At 47.1% G+C, this 16,889-nt stretch carries 18 protein-coding genes and 2 riboswitches; of the genes, 5 read left to right on the top strand and 13 right to left on the bottom strand.

The genetic code is table 11. The features are described from left to right. Positions 1-113 precede the first annotated feature (113 nt). On the top strand, positions 114-1,073 hold the full coding sequence (locus JNUCC21_RS07015; protein ID WP_007407222.1) for a S8 family peptidase: 960 nt from the start codon (positions 114-116) through the stop codon (positions 1,071-1,073). Positions 1,074-1,212: 139 nt separating this feature from the next. Continuing rightward, positions 1,213-1,367, top strand: a riboswitch (SAM riboswitch). Positions 1,368-1,450: 83 nt separating this feature from the next. Beyond that, positions 1,451-3,739, top strand: a complete 2,289-nt coding sequence (gene metE / locus JNUCC21_RS07010) for a 5-methyltetrahydropteroyltriglutamate--homocysteine S-methyltransferase (RefSeq protein WP_326246085.1) — start codon at positions 1,451-1,453, stop codon at positions 3,737-3,739. 47 nt (positions 3,740-3,786) lie between these two features. Here metE and yeiL read toward each other — a convergent pair whose 3' ends face one another. Further along, the gene (gene yeiL / locus JNUCC21_RS07005) at positions 3,787-4,458 is read right to left on the bottom strand and encodes a transcriptional regulator YeiL (protein ID WP_025284630.1); all 672 of its coding nucleotides are present in this window, start codon (positions 4,456-4,458) and stop codon (positions 3,787-3,789) included. Between the two features lie 81 nt (positions 4,459-4,539). Between yeiL and JNUCC21_RS07000 the strand changes: the two genes are divergently transcribed. Then, positions 4,540-5,724: an MFS transporter gene (locus JNUCC21_RS07000; protein ID WP_025284629.1), complete on the top strand. Its 1,185-nt coding sequence runs from the start codon at positions 4,540-4,542 to the stop codon at positions 5,722-5,724. A gap of 271 nt (positions 5,725-5,995) precedes the next feature. Then, positions 5,996-7,093: a collagen-like protein gene (locus JNUCC21_RS06995; protein ID WP_025284628.1), complete on the top strand. Its 1,098-nt coding sequence runs from the start codon at positions 5,996-5,998 to the stop codon at positions 7,091-7,093. Between the two features lie 20 nt (positions 7,094-7,113). Here JNUCC21_RS06995 and JNUCC21_RS06990 read toward each other — a convergent pair whose 3' ends face one another. The 4 genes from JNUCC21_RS06990 to JNUCC21_RS06975 all read right to left on the bottom strand — a co-directional run bounded on the left by JNUCC21_RS06990 (position 7,114) and on the right by JNUCC21_RS06975 (position 9,864). After that, entirely contained in the window at positions 7,114-8,241 is a 1,128-nt protein-coding gene (locus JNUCC21_RS06990; protein WP_025284627.1) for a glycosyltransferase, read from the bottom strand. A gap of 4 nt (positions 8,242-8,245) precedes the next feature. Continuing rightward, positions 8,246-8,707, bottom strand: coding sequence for a hypothetical protein (locus tag JNUCC21_RS06985; protein WP_059367131.1), 462 nt, complete (start codon positions 8,705-8,707; stop codon positions 8,246-8,248). Positions 8,708-8,728: 21 nt separating this feature from the next. Beyond that, the gene (locus tag JNUCC21_RS06980) at positions 8,729-9,313 is read right to left on the bottom strand and encodes a hypothetical protein (protein WP_369878699.1); all 585 of its coding nucleotides are present in this window, start codon (positions 9,311-9,313) and stop codon (positions 8,729-8,731) included. 140 nt (positions 9,314-9,453) lie between these two features. Beyond that, positions 9,454-9,864 carry an organic hydroperoxide resistance protein gene (locus JNUCC21_RS06975; protein ID WP_003154758.1) on the bottom strand — a complete coding sequence of 137 codons (411 nt, stop codon included), beginning with the start codon at positions 9,862-9,864 and terminating at the stop codon, positions 9,454-9,456. Between the two features lie 73 nt (positions 9,865-9,937). Between JNUCC21_RS06975 and JNUCC21_RS06970 the strand changes: the two genes are divergently transcribed. Beyond that, complete coding sequence (locus JNUCC21_RS06970; RefSeq protein WP_012117386.1) at positions 9,938-10,447, top strand: MarR family winged helix-turn-helix transcriptional regulator; 510 nt, start codon at positions 9,938-9,940, stop codon at positions 10,445-10,447. A gap of 27 nt (positions 10,448-10,474) precedes the next feature. Here the strand turns inward: JNUCC21_RS06970 and JNUCC21_RS06965 are convergent, their stop codons facing one another. The 8 genes from JNUCC21_RS06965 to JNUCC21_RS06930 form a co-directional block, all read right to left on the bottom strand. Further along, complete coding sequence (locus tag JNUCC21_RS06965) at positions 10,475-10,900, bottom strand: organic hydroperoxide resistance protein (protein WP_072589015.1); 426 nt, start codon at positions 10,898-10,900, stop codon at positions 10,475-10,477. 112 nt (positions 10,901-11,012) lie between these two features. After that, positions 11,013-12,260 (bottom strand): glutamate-5-semialdehyde dehydrogenase, encoded by a 1,248-nt coding sequence (gene proA, locus JNUCC21_RS06960; RefSeq protein ID WP_369878698.1) that lies wholly within the window; start codon positions 12,258-12,260, stop codon positions 11,013-11,015. Then, positions 12,257-13,369, bottom strand: a complete 1,113-nt coding sequence (proB, locus tag JNUCC21_RS06955) for a glutamate 5-kinase (protein WP_369878697.1) — start codon at positions 13,367-13,369, stop codon at positions 12,257-12,259. Before proB ends, proA begins: the two co-directional genes overlap by 4 nt. Positions 13,370-13,738: 369 nt before the next feature. Next, positions 13,739-14,641, bottom strand: a complete 903-nt coding sequence (purU, locus tag JNUCC21_RS06950) for a formyltetrahydrofolate deformylase (RefSeq protein WP_007407234.1) — start codon at positions 14,639-14,641, stop codon at positions 13,739-13,741. 74 nt (positions 14,642-14,715) lie between these two features. Further along, on the bottom strand, positions 14,716-15,030 hold the full coding sequence (locus JNUCC21_RS06945) for a multidrug efflux SMR transporter (RefSeq protein ID WP_007407235.1): 315 nt from the start codon (positions 15,028-15,030) through the stop codon (positions 14,716-14,718). Then, on the bottom strand, positions 15,030-15,368 hold the full coding sequence (locus tag JNUCC21_RS06940; RefSeq protein ID WP_007407236.1) for a multidrug efflux SMR transporter: 339 nt from the start codon (positions 15,366-15,368) through the stop codon (positions 15,030-15,032). The genes JNUCC21_RS06945 and JNUCC21_RS06940 overlap by 1 nt, the downstream gene beginning before the upstream one ends. Before the next feature lie 66 nt (positions 15,369-15,434). After that, a riboswitch (guanidine-I (ykkC/yxkD leader) is annotated at positions 15,435-15,543 on the bottom strand. Positions 15,544-15,555: 12 nt separating this feature from the next. Continuing rightward, positions 15,556-16,101 carry a GNAT family N-acetyltransferase gene (locus tag JNUCC21_RS06935; protein ID WP_369878696.1) on the bottom strand — a complete coding sequence of 182 codons (546 nt, stop codon included), beginning with the start codon at positions 16,099-16,101 and terminating at the stop codon, positions 15,556-15,558. Positions 16,102-16,201: 100 nt separating this feature from the next. Beyond that, positions 16,202-16,720 carry an acyl-CoA thioesterase gene (locus JNUCC21_RS06930; RefSeq protein ID WP_003154772.1) on the bottom strand — a complete coding sequence of 173 codons (519 nt, stop codon included), beginning with the start codon at positions 16,718-16,720 and terminating at the stop codon, positions 16,202-16,204. Positions 16,721-16,889: the final 169 nt, after the last annotated feature.

The raw sequence follows: 16,889 nt of genomic DNA, 5'->3' as shown, positions 1-16,889 counted from the left end.
CGCCTTTTTTATGAAAATGCTTCAAATGACTCTTTCCGGCCGGCATGATCTGCCATAAAATAGTAGCAACACCCTTGTATCCACTCGCAAGCATAAAAAAGGAGGGCTTTTTTATGAATGGTGAAATGCATTTGATTCCTTATGTCACGGATGAACAGATCATGGAGGTGAACGAGCTTCCAGAGGGGATTAAAGTGATTAAGGCGCCAGAGTTGTGGGCAAAAGGGTTTAAAGGCAAGGATATTAAAATCGCGGTGCTTGACACAGGCTGCGACATCAATCATCCTGATTTGAAAGACCGAATTGTCGGCGGGAAAAACTTCACCGATGATGATGGAGGCAAAGAAGACGCGATTTCCGATTATAACGGACACGGGACACACGTTTCCGGAACGATTGCCGCCAATGATTCAAACGGCGGAATTTCGGGTGTCGCGCCGGAAGCAAGCCTTTTAATCGTTAAAGTTCTCGGCGGTCAAAATGGCAGCGGCAAATACGAATGGATCATTAACGGCATCAACTACGCCGTTGAACAAAAGGCCGATATCATTTCCATGTCACTCGGCGGGCCAAGCGATGTGCCTGAATTGAAAGAAGCCGTCACAAATGCGGTAAAAAGCGGTGTTCTGGTCGTTTGCGCGGCAGGAAACGAAGGCGACGGAGACGAACGTACAGAGGAACTGTCGTATCCAGCCGCTTACAACGAGGTGATCGCAGTCGGATCAGTCTCAATCGCCCGTAAATCGTCTGAATTTTCAAACGCTAATAAAGAGATTGACCTGGTGGCTCCGGGAGAAAATATTCTCTCCACCCTTCCCAACCATAAATACGGGAAGCTGACGGGCACTTCAATGGCCGCCCCGCATGTGAGCGGAGCGCTTGCCTTAATAAAAGGGCTTGAACAGGACGCGTTTCAGCGGACGCTTTCTGAGGCTGAAGTCTACGCCCAGCTCGTGCGGCGGACCCTTCCTTTGGACATCGCCAAAACATTGGCCGGGAACGGATTTCTGTATTTAGACGCGCCTGAAGTACTGATGGAAAGAGCCGAACAGGCACAGCTGCTGTCTTTCTGATATTTTTCTCATATAATGATTGATCAGCTTGTCACATCACTAATTTTTAAAATGTAAGATTTTCTATTGACAGTGATCTGAATAAGCTGATAAGATAACCAACAAATGATGTAACTTTTCAAAAAAATTGAAATATTTTCTCTTATCGAGAGTTGGGCGAGGGATTGGCCTTTTGACCCCAACAGCAACCGACCGTAATTCCATTGTGAAATGGGGCGCGTGATTTTTGCGCCGAGACGACTGTCTCATAAGGCACGGTGCTAATTCCATCAGACGTGATCTGAGAGATAAGAGAGGCTTGCATTTTGAAGTTAAAGCCTCTTTCTCTCATGAGAAAGAGGCTTTTTTGTTACATCTCACTTAAAGGAGGAAACTTAATGACAACAATCAAAACTTCGAACCTCGGTTTTCCGAGAATCGGCTTGAACAGAGAATGGAAAAAAGCGCTTGAGGCTTATTGGAAAGGAAACACTGACAAAGAAACGTTTCTTAAAGAACTTGACGGTTTATTCTTATCAGCTGTCAAAACACAGCTTGACCAACATATCGATATCGTGCCGGTCTCTGATTTCACCCATTATGACCATGTGCTTGATACAGCCGTCAGCTTTAACTGGATTCCGGAAAGATTCCGCAGCATCACGGATCCCGTTGATACATACTTTGCGATTGCCCGCGGTGTAAAAGACGCCGTTTCCAGTGAAATGACGAAATGGTTTAATACCAACTACCATTACATCGTTCCTGAATATGACGAAAGCATTGAATTCCGTCTGACGAGAAACAAACAGCTTGACGACTACCGCCGGATCAAAGAAGAATTCGGAGCGGAAACGAAACCTGTCATCGTCGGTCCGTATACATTTGTCACGCTTGCGAAAGGATACGAAGAATCAGAAGCGAAAGCGATTCAAAAACGCCTTGTTCCTCTTTATGTTCAGCTGCTGAAAGAACTTGAAGCTGAAGGCGTAAAATGGGTTCAGATCGATGAGCCGGCCCTTGTGACAGCTTCTTCTGAAGACGTCCGTGCCGCAAAAGAACTCTATGAATCTATTACAAAAGAGCTTTCAGGGCTGAATGTCCTCCTGCAGACATACTTCGATTCGGTTGATGCATATGAAGAACTCGTTTCTTATCCCGTACAGGGAATCGGGCTTGACTTCGTGCATGATAAAGGCAGAAACCTTGATCAGCTGAAAAAGCACGGCTTCCCGAAAGATAAAGTGCTGGCAGCCGGTGTGGTCGACGGCCGCAACATTTGGAAAATCGATGTTGAAGAACGCCTTGATGCAGCTCTGGATATCCTCAGCCACGCCGATGTTGAGGAGTTATGGATTCAGCCTTCAAGCAGCCTTCTGCACGTGCCGGTGGCGAAACACCCTGACGAGCATCTTGAAAAGGATTTGCTGAACGGCCTGTCATACGCTAAAGAAAAACTGGCGGAACTCGGCGTCTTAAAAGAAGGGCTTCTGTCCGGCAAAGCGGCCGTCAGTGAGCAGATCGAAGAATCAAAAGCGGCACTTAAGGCTTTAAAAGCATTCGCAACAGGAGCGAACTCAGCTCAAAAAGAAGAGCTGAATCAGCTGACAGAAAAAGATTTCTCCCGTCCGGCAAGCTTTGAAGAACGATTGGCGCTGCAGAATGAATCACTCGGTCTTCCCCTTCTGCCGACGACGACAATCGGAAGCTTCCCTCAATCTGCCGAGGTGCGGAGCGCACGGCAAAAATGGCGGAAAAAAGATTGGACGGATGAACAGTACCAAGCCTTTATTAATGCGGAAACGAAGCGCTGGGTTGACATTCAGGAAGAAATCGGCTTAGACGTGCTCGTTCACGGAGAATTCGAGCGTACGGACATGGTCGAATACTTCGGTGAAAAACTGGCCGGATTCGCCTTTACGAAATATGCATGGGTGCAGTCTTACGGTTCACGCTGCGTACGTCCGCCTGTCATTTTCGGAGATGTCGAATTTATCGAACCGATGACGGTAAAAGATACGGTCTACGCCCAATCGCTGACGGAAAAACACATGAAAGGCATGCTGACGGGACCTGTCACCATCTTAAACTGGTCATTCCCGCGTGTGGATATTTCAAGAAAAGAAATCGCCTTCCAGATCGGGCTTGCCCTCAGAAAAGAAGTAAAAGCGCTTGAAGATGCCGGTATTCAGATTATCCAAGTGGATGAACCCGCGCTCCGCGAAGGACTGCCGTTAAAAACGCAGGATTGGGATGAATATTTAACTTGGGCCGCAGAAGCATTCCGGTTAACGACGTCTTCTGTGCAAAATGAGACACAGATTCATACGCATATGTGTTACAGCAACTTTGAAGATATCGTAGATACGATCAATGATCTTGACGCGGATGTCATTACAATCGAACACAGCCGAAGCCACGGAGGATTTTTAGAATATTTGAAAGAACATCCTTACGTGAAAGGCCTTGGACTCGGTGTATACGACATTCACAGCCCGCGTGTGCCGGCAACTGAAGAAATCTATCAAATTATTGATGACGCGCTTGAAGTGTGTCCGACTGACCGCTTCTGGGTAAACCCGGACTGCGGACTGAAAACAAGACAGCAGGAAGAAACCGTTGCGGCATTAAAAAATATGGTCGACGCCGCGAAACAGGCACGAAAAAAACAAGCTCAGCTTGTATAAAAAAACAGCCATCCGCAAATCGCGGGTGGCTGTTTTTTCTGGGCGTGCTACTTATTCTTCAGCGCCTTCGCAAGTTCACTTAGTGAATCATGCTGCATAATTTGATAGCCCCGCCCTTCTTTTTGCAAATACCCTTTTTGGCAGAATTGCGTCAGCACATGCAAGAGATGACGGTAAGATACACCCAAATAATCACAGACCGTTACGTGCTTCTCTTTATAAACCCCTTCATAAGCCGTCTGCAAAATAAAATCGGCCAGCCGGTTTTCAAGCGGGAACGCCAGACTTTGTGAATATTTCGAAGCCATAAGCGTTGCCTTAGCACTTAAAAACTTAGCCAATTCACGCAGGAATTTCGCATCCTGCAGCAATTGCGCGCGGCAGCGGTAAATAGGCAGAGCAAAACAAACAGTCTTCGCTGAGGCTTGAATTCCTTTTGTGTAATACACTTCATGTAATAGTTCCATCTCTCCGATGTAATCATTTTTGTTGATAAAATTAATTAAAGAAACTTTCCCGTTTTGGTGGGTTACATATATTTTCGCTTTTCCTTCAATCACGTAAAACAGGAAGTCAGGCCTCCTGCCCTCTTGAATAATCCATTCGTCCCGCTCATATTCGCGCACTTCCATAAACTCTTCAGCGGGGAAAGAGAATAAATGCGCGATTGAGTGTTTTTTTAACTGATGCCGCTTTTTCTCGCCTTTATAAATTTCCATCGTCCACCCCAAAAATATGAGATATCTCATATTGTCTTTATGTCTTTACATGATAACATGCCAATTAAAGGAGGAACGGGAATGAAAGCATATCGCTGGATGAGTCTGCATTTTTTTAGTTTTTTTATGACATGGGGTGTTTTTCTGCCCTATTGGACGGGATGGATGGTGCATATAAAAGGGGTTTCCGTATCCGAAGCCAGTTTCATTATGAGCCTGGGCTTAGCGGCAAGAGGGATTTCCACATTATTATTCTTCCCTTATTTATCAGGAAAATTCAGCAGCAAAGCCTTATTAAACGGCGCCAGAATCGGGACGCTTCTCGCACTTTTATGTTATATTCCCGCTGATTCTTTTCAAAGCCTGCTTCTTGTCACATTAGTGCTGCATGTGTTTTACCCTGCTTTAATGCCTGCTTTAGACAGCGCTTGCGGCGTCCTTGTACAGCATAACGAATTAAAGGCCTATGGGACAAGCCGACAGTGGGGGTCCGCGGGTTTTGTTTCAGCCGGCGTCATCCTGTCCGTCTTTACAGGTATATTCGGAGATCAAGCGATTTTATGGGCACTGCTTTTGGGCACCCTGATATTCGCATGCCTCAGCTTTATGCATGCGCCAGCTGTTCTTTCAAAACGGCCGGAAACAGACCGCGCAAGAAAAGAGGGCATGTTTGCCTTATTCCGCATCAAATATTTCGGTCTGGTGCTCGCAATCGTTATCTTACTGCAGGCGGCACATGCATCTTACTACAATTACGGTTATCTCTTTTTGCAGGAAATCGATGCCCCCGCATATGCCATCGGAATCATTATCAACATCGCCGTTATCGCGGAGATTATCTTCTTTGCAATCGCTGACCGATACTTTCATCAATTTACGGCAGGCTCTTTGCTCGCCTTGGCGGCGCTTGGTGCTACCGTACGCTGGATACTCGTATTTACATTTCCGCATGTCATCATTTTCTGTATTGCGCAGACGCTGCATGCCTGTTCATTCGCGATGGGACACTATGCATTTATGAAATACTTAATTAAAAATATTTCACCCGCGCAAATCCCGAAAGCCCAAGGCATATATTCAGCGCTTGCTCTCAGCTGGAGCACTGCGGTATTTACTATTTTCGGAGGTTTTTTATATGAAATTGAACCCCGGTATGCCTTTATCGGAATGATTGTTTGTACGATCCCATCCATGCTTCTCGCCCTTTTATACAGAAAACTTGAAATGAAAAAGAGAGTTTTTGCAGGAAACGCACAAGATATATAGCCATCGCTTTATAGACGATCACATGTCCCGCTGTCATTTTGACCGATTTGCGAATGCTGTGCGATGTATTTTCTCTATATTTAAAGTATTTCCTTCATATATGATGAAATCAAAAACAGTGGTATAACCCGCTCAATTGGTTTATAAAGGGAATCCATTCAGAAACTTGGACAGAATCAGTGAATATACTGATACAGTACTGCTTACGCTCATTTCGGGGAACTTTGTTCGTAATAAAATGATTTTCAGCCAACTCATAAGGAGGGACATTGTGTCACAGCCTAATTTGCCCAATATCACCCCTGTCGTTACACTTTCCAGAGACGATACCATTAACCTTCTTCTTTCGTCAATTGCTATGGAAGAGCTGGGAATGGCACATATTCTGAATGCGGAAGGGGAAAAAATCCAATACGCGCTCGGAACGATTCCCGGATTAACAGGGCCCCCGTCAAGTCTTGCGGATATTCTTAACCTGAATGAGAGCGTCCGTGATACGCTTGACAGCTTAATGAAACAGGAGCTTCTTCTCGGTTCAAAATTGGACAGTATCTCAAATATCCCTACACTGGCGGGACCGACTGGTGCTACGGGGCCGACGGGACCTACGGGAGCAGTCGGACCGGCCGGAGCGACGGGGCCAACCGGAGCGATCGGACCTACGGGGGCCACCGGTGCGGGTCTTCAAGGGATTGTTGCTTTTAATCCGCTGATTGCTCCCACTTACACAACCGGACAGGTTGTCTTGTATAACGGAAGCTCTTACGTCGCAAACGTAAACAGCCCGGCGGGAACCCCCGGAGCCTCAGCTGACTATACACTTTTAGCTGCGGCGGGAATCACCGGCGCTACTGGCGCTACCGGACCGACCGGAAGCACCGGCGCTACTGGCGACATCGGACCGACTGGAATTACCGGTGCTGCTGGCGGCACCGGACCGACCGGAAGCACCGGAACAAGTCTGACAGCAACTTCCGGCTATGCGAGCAATACGGGCGGCGGTGTTGTCGCAGTTATTGTCGGCGGTACGACCATTTCCTTACCGAATGAACAAAACCTTTCGGCAGATATTACGGCTAATGCCGCAAATACCATATTTACCGTTGCTCCGGCGGGACGGTACTATATTTCCTACCATATTAATTTAACGGCCGGCTTGCTTGTAAGTTCGCGTATTTTAATCAACGGCACTCCTCCTGCAAGTTCGATTATCGCCCCGGTCGCGTCTTTGGCAAACTTTAATAACTCCTTTATTGTGACTTTGCCAGCAGGCAGCACCATCCAGCTTCAGCTGTTCGGATTATTGGGTGCGGCCACATTGCTTGGAGGAAGCACCGGTGCAGCTTTAAACATTATTCGATTATCTTAATGGAACATGCAAAAAAAGGATCAGGCGTTTGTCCGCTGATCCTTTTTTAATTGAGACAGAAGTTCTTTCGCGGGTTTAAATTGAGGATTGAACTTCACCGATTTTTTGGCGTAAGCGATGGCTGTCATATCATGGTTTAATGCAGCATGGCATTTCGCCATATAATAAAAGGCTCTGAAATCGGCGGCACCTTTTAAAATGAAGTGATCAGCGTTTTCTCCTTCAACCTGCGTTCCGTTTTCAAATGCTTTGATTGCCGCTCTGTACTTTTCCAAATGATATAATACAAGGCCTTTATAATAATGAAGATTGCTGTAATCAGGATATAGCTTGAGCACTTTTTCAATCCCTTGTTCGGCTTCTTCATACCGTTTGAGCTCAAGCAATATTGTATATTTCAAATAATACAGGAGAGACGGAGGCATTCGTTTTTCGCTTAAAAATTGAAAAATTGAGCCGTTGACAAGATGTAATGCTTTTTCATAGTCTTTGATTCTGTAGCATTCACTTGCCAAATGATAGACAAGCCACGGATCAGGATTTTCCTCTGAAAGCTCTTCATTTAAAATGCTGATATTCCGTTTATGTTTTTGCTTGATCTTTTCTTCCTGCTCCAAGTAGCCGTAGTGATGAATCACACATGGGAGCGTGAAAAAAGCATTGTTTTCTTCCTCATTGGAAGCCGAGATATTCTCGTGAATTCTGCCTTGATACAGAAGGCCTTTATGATTGCGGAACAGTCTCGGCTGCATGCTTTCAAACGCTTCGTTTTCATCGAGCTGCTTCCCCGTATAATTGATGATTTTCATAAGACCCCGGCTCGGTAATCCGTCATGAAGCAGCGAAGTTAAAAAACGGCCCGTCTCCTGATCGAGCTCTTCATCCGCGTCAAGCACTAAAATCCAATCTCCTTCGGCATGCTGCAGGGCGTAATTTCTGGCCTTTGCGAAATCATTCTCCCATTCGAAATCAAACACTCTTGCCTGAAAGCTTTTGCATATATCTTTTGTATTATCTTGTGATCCGGTGTCTGCGATGACGATCTCATCAGCGATGTCTTGTACACTTGATAAACAACGGGAGATGTATCTCTCCTCGTTTTTCACAATCATGCAAAGAGTCAGTTTACATTCAGCATTTCCGCTCATTTTCTCACCTTTCCCGATTTTGGAGTTGTTGATTGAACCAAGGCCGTTCAGGAGTGCCGTTCATCGTGATGATGACAGGCCGCACCCATCTGACGGCAGGTTCGGCAGTTTCCGTATTCCATTCCTGAAGCTGCCTGACAGCCCGCTTCGTAATCGGATGCGCCCGGAATTCGCGCGGGCTTTCAGAAATGAATTTTTTCGTTCGTTCCGTAACTGTCTTCATTTCAAGAAAGTGCCGCTCATACATCTGCTTCTGCTCTTCTTCCAAGCTGATCATTAAAAACAGACGGCCGCCTGTTTCCATCTGCCAGCGGCACAATGCGGAGAACAGCCTGATTTCTTCTTTGTAATTTGAACCCCTTCTTTTATCCACGGTCACAGATAATATATGTAACAGCGCAATCGTGAGACAATGCATGGCTTCAAAAGATGCCTGCTTCGCTTTTGAGATGCTTGGATACGGCATATGCTTCACCCGTCTCTTTTTTTATGAACGCTCCCCGCCTTTTTTCTTCCAACCGCAGTCCTCACAATCCCCGCACTCACAGCAGCCAATGCGGCCGTAAAACAGGCCGTCACACGGATCTTCCGGATCACTGGGATCGTCTGGATTCCACGGGTCATCAGGATCGCCCGGATCACTCGGATTGCTCGGGTCGTCCGGATTCCACGGGTCATCAGGATCGCCCGGATCACTCGGATTACTTGGATCATCCGGATTCCACTGTTCATCAGGATCGCCCGGATTACTCGGATTGCTTGGGTCGTCCTGGTCCATACAGGCTTCAGAATCCTGTAAGAAGATAATGTCCTCAAGCTTCGTCTGCAAAAGGAGTTGTGATTTCATGACGGTGCGCAGGAGCCGTTCAGTGCTTCTATTGATTGATGACAATTCCTCCAAGGAGGGATCGCCGGAAGCGCCGAGAAACATTTGAATCCTTTCCGCTTCCGCCTGCAGAATATGGGATAGTCCGATTTCTTCCATAGCCACGGATGAAAGAAGGAGGTTCAGGGTCTCACATCTGGAGAGTGTAATGTCGGGGGTGATGTTCGGTATGTTTGGAAGAGACATCGATTTCTCCCTCTTTTCTCTTGGTGTTATTATGCAAAAGTGCTATATCGTATTCTTATTCCGGGAGAGAAGAGATCATTACTGATGTTTTCGTTAATAAAATATCCCGGATATAAAATCCGGGATATTCGTTCGGTTATTTATTTTAATTCAAGTTTGACGTCTACATTTCCTCTTGTTGCTTTTGAATACGGACAGAACTCGTGAGCGGCATGCACAAGCTTCTCCGCCGTTTCTTTGTCAAGATCTTTTGTATCAATGACGAGCGTTACGCCGATTTTGTAACCTCCGTCACTCTCATCTTTTAAAAGGCTGACCTGTCCTTCAATTTCAGAGGTCATGTCGATTTTTTGTTTTTGGGCGGCGAGCTCAAGCGCTCCCCCGAAGCAGGCAGCATATCCTGCCGCAAAGAGCTGTTCAGGGTTTGTGCCGGTTTCTCCGTCTTTTTTTGCATTCGGCATGATGATGTCAAAATCCAGCACCCCGTCTTCGGATTTAATATGTCCTGCTCGTCCGCCGACTGCGGTCGCTTTTGAAGTAAATAATGCCATTATTATCAGCCTCCTCATTGTACTTACTGTATATATTGCCCCTGCTCATATTTTTAAACATGAGGAATAGGAAATGGACTGTTTTTCGGCTACAATAGGGGTAACGTTAACAAACAAAGAGTTGGTGAAAGAAGTAATGGCAGAAAAAGATTTTGAACATATGAAACTGGAGAATCAGCTTTGTTTTTTGCTGTACGCAAGCTCAAGGGAAATGACGAAACGGTACAAACCGCTGCTTGATAAGCTCAACGTAACTTATCCCCAGTATTTGGCGCTGCTTTTATTATGGGAGCACGAAGAACTGAATGTGAAACGGATGGGTGAGCTTTTGTACCTGGATTCCGGAACGCTGACACCGATGCTGAAACGGATGGAGCAGCACGGAATCATCATGAGAAAGCGATCGGCTGAAGACGAGCGATCCGTGACGATCAGGCTCACAGATGAAGGACGGGCCTTGCAGAAAACAGCGGCGGATATCCCCATTGCCATGCTGGAACAGACGGGACGGTCAAAAGAGGAATTAAAGCAGTTAAAGCAGTCGCTTTATGAGGTTTTGAATACGCTGCACGGCAAAAAATAAGGATGCCCCGAATGGGCATCCTTATTTTTATTCTGCTGCCAGAAGCTTCACTTCAATATTTCCCGCTGTCGCTTTTGAATACGGGCAGACACTGTGCGCTTTTTGGATAAGGGCTTCAAGCTCCTGTTTATCAATGCCGGATGCTTTGACCTCAAGCGTAACGCCTAGTTTATATCCTTGGTCTGCTTCATCTTTCAGCAGACTGACATGCGCAGTGACCTCTGTTTCAATACTCAGACGCTCTTTTCTCGCTACGAGCTGAAGAGCGCTGTCAAAGCAGGCTGAATATCCTGCGGCAAACAGCTGTTCAGGGTTTGTAGCATGTTCGAGCCGTTTTGCTCTTGGCGTTCCCGGCATGGCAACATCAAGATTCAGCACTCCGTCAGAAGACGTAACTTTCCCTTCACGTCCGCCGGCGGCTGATACGGTTGCAGTAAATAATGGATTTGTCATGTGAATTCACCTCTATTATATTGTGTACAATTTAATTTTACACAATATAATAGGAACCGTCAATCTTTCCGATAAAAAAAGCCTACCCTTTTTGAAGGATAAGCTTAAAAGATTATACGCGGATTTGTCCGTTTCCTTTGATGATGATTTTTGTAGATGTTAACGCCGGAAGCCCCATCGGCCCTCTCGCGTGAAGCTTTTGCGTGCTGATGCCGATTTCGGCTCCGTATCCGAATTCAAAACCGTCCGTAAACCGGGTTGAAGCATTATGATACACGGCGGCGGCGTCAACGGCGGTCTGGAAGTAAGCCGCATGCTCGGCGTTCTCCGTCAGAATGGCTTCTGAATGGTTTGTGCCGTACTGCTGAATGTGGCGGACCGCCTCCTGTACGTCCTGCACCGTTTTCACACTGAGAATCGGCGCCAGGTACTCCGCTCCCCAATCGGCTTCTTCTGCTTGTTTCGCTTGAGGCTCCAGTTTGCAAATCACCTGGTCTCCTCGGAGCTCCACCCCTTTTTCTGTCAGCTGATTCAGCAGCTTTCGTCCGTGTTTTTCGGCCCATTTTTCATGAATCAAAAGAGATTCAATCGCGTTGCAGACCGAAGGACGCTGTGTTTTGGCATTGATGACGACCTCGCTTGCCATTTGAGGATCTGCTGACTCATCTATGTACACGTGGCAATTGCCCGCTCCGGTTTCTAAAACGGGTACGGTTGATTCCCTGACCACTAGATCAATTAAATTTTTACCGCCGCGCGGGATCAATACATCCAGCCCGTCATTTAATGTAAAGAGCTGTTTGGCGGTTTCTTTGCTTGTATCTTCTATGAGCTGAACGGCATCAATCGGAAGCTTTGACAGCCCCAGTGCGCGTTTCATCACACTGACAAGCGCTATGTTGCTGTGGATGGCGGAAGAACTTCCTCTGAGCACAACCGCGTTTCCGGTTTTCAGACAGAGTGTGGCCGCGTCTACGGTAACGTTCGGTCTGGCCTCATAGATCATGCCCACTACTCCAAGGGGCACGCGGATTTTTTCAATGGATAATCCATTCTCTTTTTGAATGGTCTCCAGCGATTCACCGACGGGATCTTCAAGACCGATTAATAGTTCCACGGCGTCCGCGATATCGAGCAGGCGTTTTTCATCAAGAGTCAGCCTGTCAATAATGTCAGGTGTCAGTCCTCTGTTCCGTCCCGCTTCAATATCTTTCTGATTCTCTGTTAAAATCAGCCGGCGTTCATTTCTGAGTCCGTCTGCGACACATTGGAGCGCTTCGTTTTTTTCAGCCGTCGTTTTCATGACCATTTCGGCAGCCGCTTCTTTTGCCAAGGCTGCTTTTTGCAATACTTCACTCATTTGTGTTCCCCCTCGTCAAATAAATTCACCCAATCATCTCTGTGAATCACTTCCACCTGCTTCGTTCCTGAAAGCTGGTCGCTCCGCTTCCCTTTGACTTCTAAAATTTCATCGGATGAGTACTGCGTCTGCCCTTTGCCGATAATGCCGCCGGGCCCTTTGACTTCCACTACGGCCCCTTTCGGAAAACTGCCGTAGACATCGGCGACGCCGGCAGGGAGGAGACTTGACCCGTTATGGATCATCGCCTGCTCCGCTCCCCCATCAATGATGATTCCCCCTGATATCGGAGAATGAAACATGATCCATTGCCGTGTATTATTTACTGAGGACAGGTCTTTATCGCCGATATAAGTGCCGTCGCCTTTTCCGTCTAAAATTCCCATCAGTTTTTCCCGTCCGGAGCCGGTTCCGATAAATACCTTTACCCCGAGCGACAATGCGGTCTGGGCGGCGAGAAGTTTTGACTTCATGCCTCCGGTGCCGACCTTTGAGCCTGCTGATCCGGCATATCCGAGCAATTCAGGTGTGATGTCATTCAGATAGTCGAACCGCTTTGCGTCCGGGTTTTCATTCGGATTGGCATCGTACAGCCCGTTAATGTCTGTGAGAATCATTAATTGGTCTGCATGAATCAAACCGCTTACAAGCGCCGACAGCATGTCGTTATCACCGAACGTCAGCTCTTCGACTGATGTGGAATCATTTTCATTAATAATCGGCACGACGCCGCGCTCCAACAGTTCCATTACAGTGGCATAGGCATTTCTGTACCGCTCTCTTTTTGAGAAATCATTTCTTGTTAATAAAATTTGTGCCGGCGTCAGACCGTATCTTTTTAAATGGTCCATATATTGCTGCATTAAAAGCGTCTGGCCGACTGCGGCAGCTGCCTGCTTTCCTTTTATCGTAACGGGTCGCGACGGATAGCCGAGAGCGGAAAAACCCGCTGCCACCGCGCCTGAGGTAATGAGGATCACTTCATGCCCGTTTTCTTTTAATAAAGAAATGGCTTCCGTATGTTCCTTGATTTTTGCTTCATCAATACTTCCGTTACTGTTGGTGAGCGAGCTGCTCCCGATTTTCACAACAATTCTTTGTTTTTTCATCGTTTCTCCTCCGTGGCAATCAATCCAAACCGGCTCTCGTCAATAAAAAAAGCCCATTCCATCCTGAAAAATAAGGACGAAATGGGCTTTCCGTGGTACCACCTTGTTTGAACGCGTTTTTCACGCGTCCCGCTTTCCTGTAACGCCAGGTTATCGCGCCTGAGTTTTCCCCTCAGGACTCCAAGGCAGGTTCGGCAGGTTTCATGCGGCAAAATGTTTCAGCGGGCCATTTTGCTCTCTGTCACAGAAAGTTCTGCGTACTGATCCTCTTCAACGCTCAATGATTTTTTTATATTATGCAAAGAAAACAGGTTCTTGTCAAGACATTTTCATCCATAAAAAACAGTCCGCCTCCCCGGCGGACCGCCATCAATTAAATACGATCGTTTTGTTTCCGTGAACGATGACGCGGTCTTCCAGATGCCATTTTACGGCTCTTGCCAACACGCTCCGCTCAATCGTTCTGCCGATATTCTTCAGATCCTCTGCGTGATCTCTGTGATCGACGCGTTCAATATCCTGTTCAATAATAGGCCCTTCATCAAGATCGTCCGTCACATAGTGAGAGGTCGCGCCGATTAATTTCACTCCGCGCTCATAAGCCCGTTTATACGGATTAGCGCCGATAAAGGCCGGCAGAAATGAATGGTGGATGTTAATAATCCGATTCGGATGGGCAGATACAAAATCAGACGTCAAAATCTGCATGTAGCGGGCAAGAACGATCACATCAATCTTATACCGCTCCAGCAGCTCAAGCTGGCGCCGCTCCACTTCGGCGCGGATGTCTTTGTTAGCTTTCATGTAATGGAACGGAATATTCAGCGGTTCGACCACTTCTTTGGCCTCTTCGTGGTTGCTGATAACGACCGCAATTTCGGCCATCATATTGCCGCTTTGCCATTCCCAAATCAGTTCATGAAGGCAGTGCAGCTCCTTCGATACAAAGATCGCCACCCGCTTCAGCTCACTTGCCAGAGACAGGCTCCATGTCATGCCGAATGTCTGGGCGATTGAGGCGAACGCCTGCTGTAAGTCCTCTTTTTTCTCACGAATGCCCTTGCAGTCGAATTCAATCCTAAGAAAAAACCGTCCGCCTTCAGGGTCAGTCGTGTATTGATTTGATTCAATAATGTTTGCGCCATGTTCAAACAAAAACGCCGACACGGCCGATACAATTCCCGGCTGGTCGGGGCAGCTGACAAGCAGGCGCCCTTTTTCCTCATTCCCGCGGCGGTATTCTTTCAGCCGCTGTGTCATATATGAATTCATCTGTTTTAATCCCTCGTATCTTCATAATTCGTAACTTACTAATAGATTATACTGAAGATTTGATAAAAATCAATTTACGAAAGAATTTTCAGCCCTACGGCAGCGCATAAAATAAGCGCAATGAAAAAGATGCGCTTCGCATCCTTCTGCTCGCCGTAGAAAAGAATGCCGGCTAATGCGCCGCCCGCCGTGCCGATACCGGTCCAGATCGCATAGGCCGTGCCCATCGCGATCGTCTCCATCGCATAAGAAAGCAGGGAAAAAGAAGCCGCAAATCCGGCGATAATGAAAAGAATCCATTTGACTTTCTTTTCTTTTTGAAATTGATTCATTAAAATGACCCCGAGCATTTCACAAAGACCCGCGGCTATCAGGCTGATCCAATGCATTACGCCTTCTCCTCCTTCGTCTCAGGCTTATCCTGTGTGACCAGCTTTAATCCGATGACACCGATCAGCAAAACGCCGATCAGCACGATTTTCACCGGATCGGCCTGCTCTTTGAAAAGCAGGATTTCACTGAGCACGGTGCCCGCTGTCCCGAGTCCGGTAAAGACCGCATATACCGTTCCTACGGGCAGGCTGTCTGTCGCCTTGATTAATAGATAAAAACTGATGATGATTCCCGTAATCGTGCCGCTCCACGCCAGTGCCGAATCAGCATGTTTCAGGCCGGTGACCCATACCACTTCAAATACGGCCGCTATGACCACTAAACCCCATTTCATGTTCTTCACCCTTTCTGTATCCGGACAATACAAAAAAGCCCGGATAGTCGTCTCACATGAGATTGACTCTCCCGGGCTTTTTTCCCTCCGTGTGCATATGCGGGATATGTCCGCATATGTGTTTTCTCTCGGACCAGGCCATGTATAAACATGCGGAACCCTAGAAAACATGTCTGTTCGTATCATACTACATTTCGCCGAAACGTTCAACGTCAGATGTGATGTAAAAAACCGTCAGCTGCCTCTCCCATTTGGTAACGGTCTCACCGGGCACCATACCGATTTTTTCCGCGACACGGACGGAGGCAGCGTTTTCCGGATCAATCAGCGCCGCTATGCGTCCGTATTGCTGCGTATGAAAACCGTAGTCCAGACAGGCGTTCGCCGCCTCTGTCGCATAGCCGCAGCCCCAGCGGCGGCGGGCAAACATATAGCCGATTTCCATCAAAGTGTTTCCGTTTACCGTCTGCGGAACGATTCCGCATTGACCGAGAAATGCGCCCGTCTCTTTATCCTCTGCGATCCAAAGACTGACGCCGTATCCTGCGGCCAATCGTTTGTTCCAGGCAATCCATTCCTTCGTTTCCCGTCTGCTTTTAAGAGAAGGATAATATTTCATGACCTCTCTGTCGGTAAACAGCCCGTACAAATTTTCTTCATCCTCATCCCGCATAGTCCGCAGACGGATACGCCCGGTTGTCAGGATGGTGCCGGAAGACTTATGTTTCATCATGCACGCCACGTCTCCTTTCCCTGTAATAGATTATGGATCCGGCAGGAAAAGTCCTTTCTCAGCATAAAAAAACCGCTTTTAAAAAAAAGCGGTTTGATGATTACCAAGGTTTATCTGTTCCGAGCGCCTCGGCCAGGGCCTTGCTGTGTTTTAAGCGGTTTTTTCGTTCTCCGGCGCGCTGAACGGCCGTATTGTGAAGCATGATTTCTTCCTCGGTTTCCGGCACGATCCGCGGAACGGGTACCGATTTCCCGTTTGAATCAAGCGCGACAAAGGTCAGAAACGACGTTGCCGCAAGCTCGCGTTCGCCCGTCATCAGATGTTCTTTAATGACTTTGACAAACACCTCCATAGACGATGTGCCGACCCATGTGACGTAAGATTCAAGGCATACGGAATCCTGTTGGCCGATGGGGCGCAAAAAATCTACAGAATCCATTGAGGCCGTGACTGTTTCACACCGGCAGTGGCGGGCCGCGGAAATTGAAGCGATATCATCAATGTAGCTCATCAGCTTTCCGCCAAACAGCGTATTGTGATTATTCGTATCAAGCGGAAAAACCCTGCTTGTTTTAACAACCCTTGTTTCTTTGCAAAATCTTGATTCTGGCAACTTCATATTATTTAAACTCCCCTTTGGTGTCTGGTCGTTTTGACTCATTCATCTGTACCCTATTAAACAATACTTTGATCGTTTTGTCTAAAATTTTAAATATTAAGTTGGTTAGATATTCTCTCATAAATGTTTCATTATTCATCACATCCGGGAATAATAAACGCACATTGAA

Source organism: Bacillus sp. JNUCC-21 (genome assembly GCF_041222765.1).
Classification (GTDB): Bacteria; Bacillota; Bacilli; order Bacillales; family Bacillaceae; genus Bacillus; species Bacillus velezensis.
The sequence above is the reverse complement of the archived record's forward strand: the minus strand, read 5'-3'. Positions and strand labels throughout refer to the sequence as shown.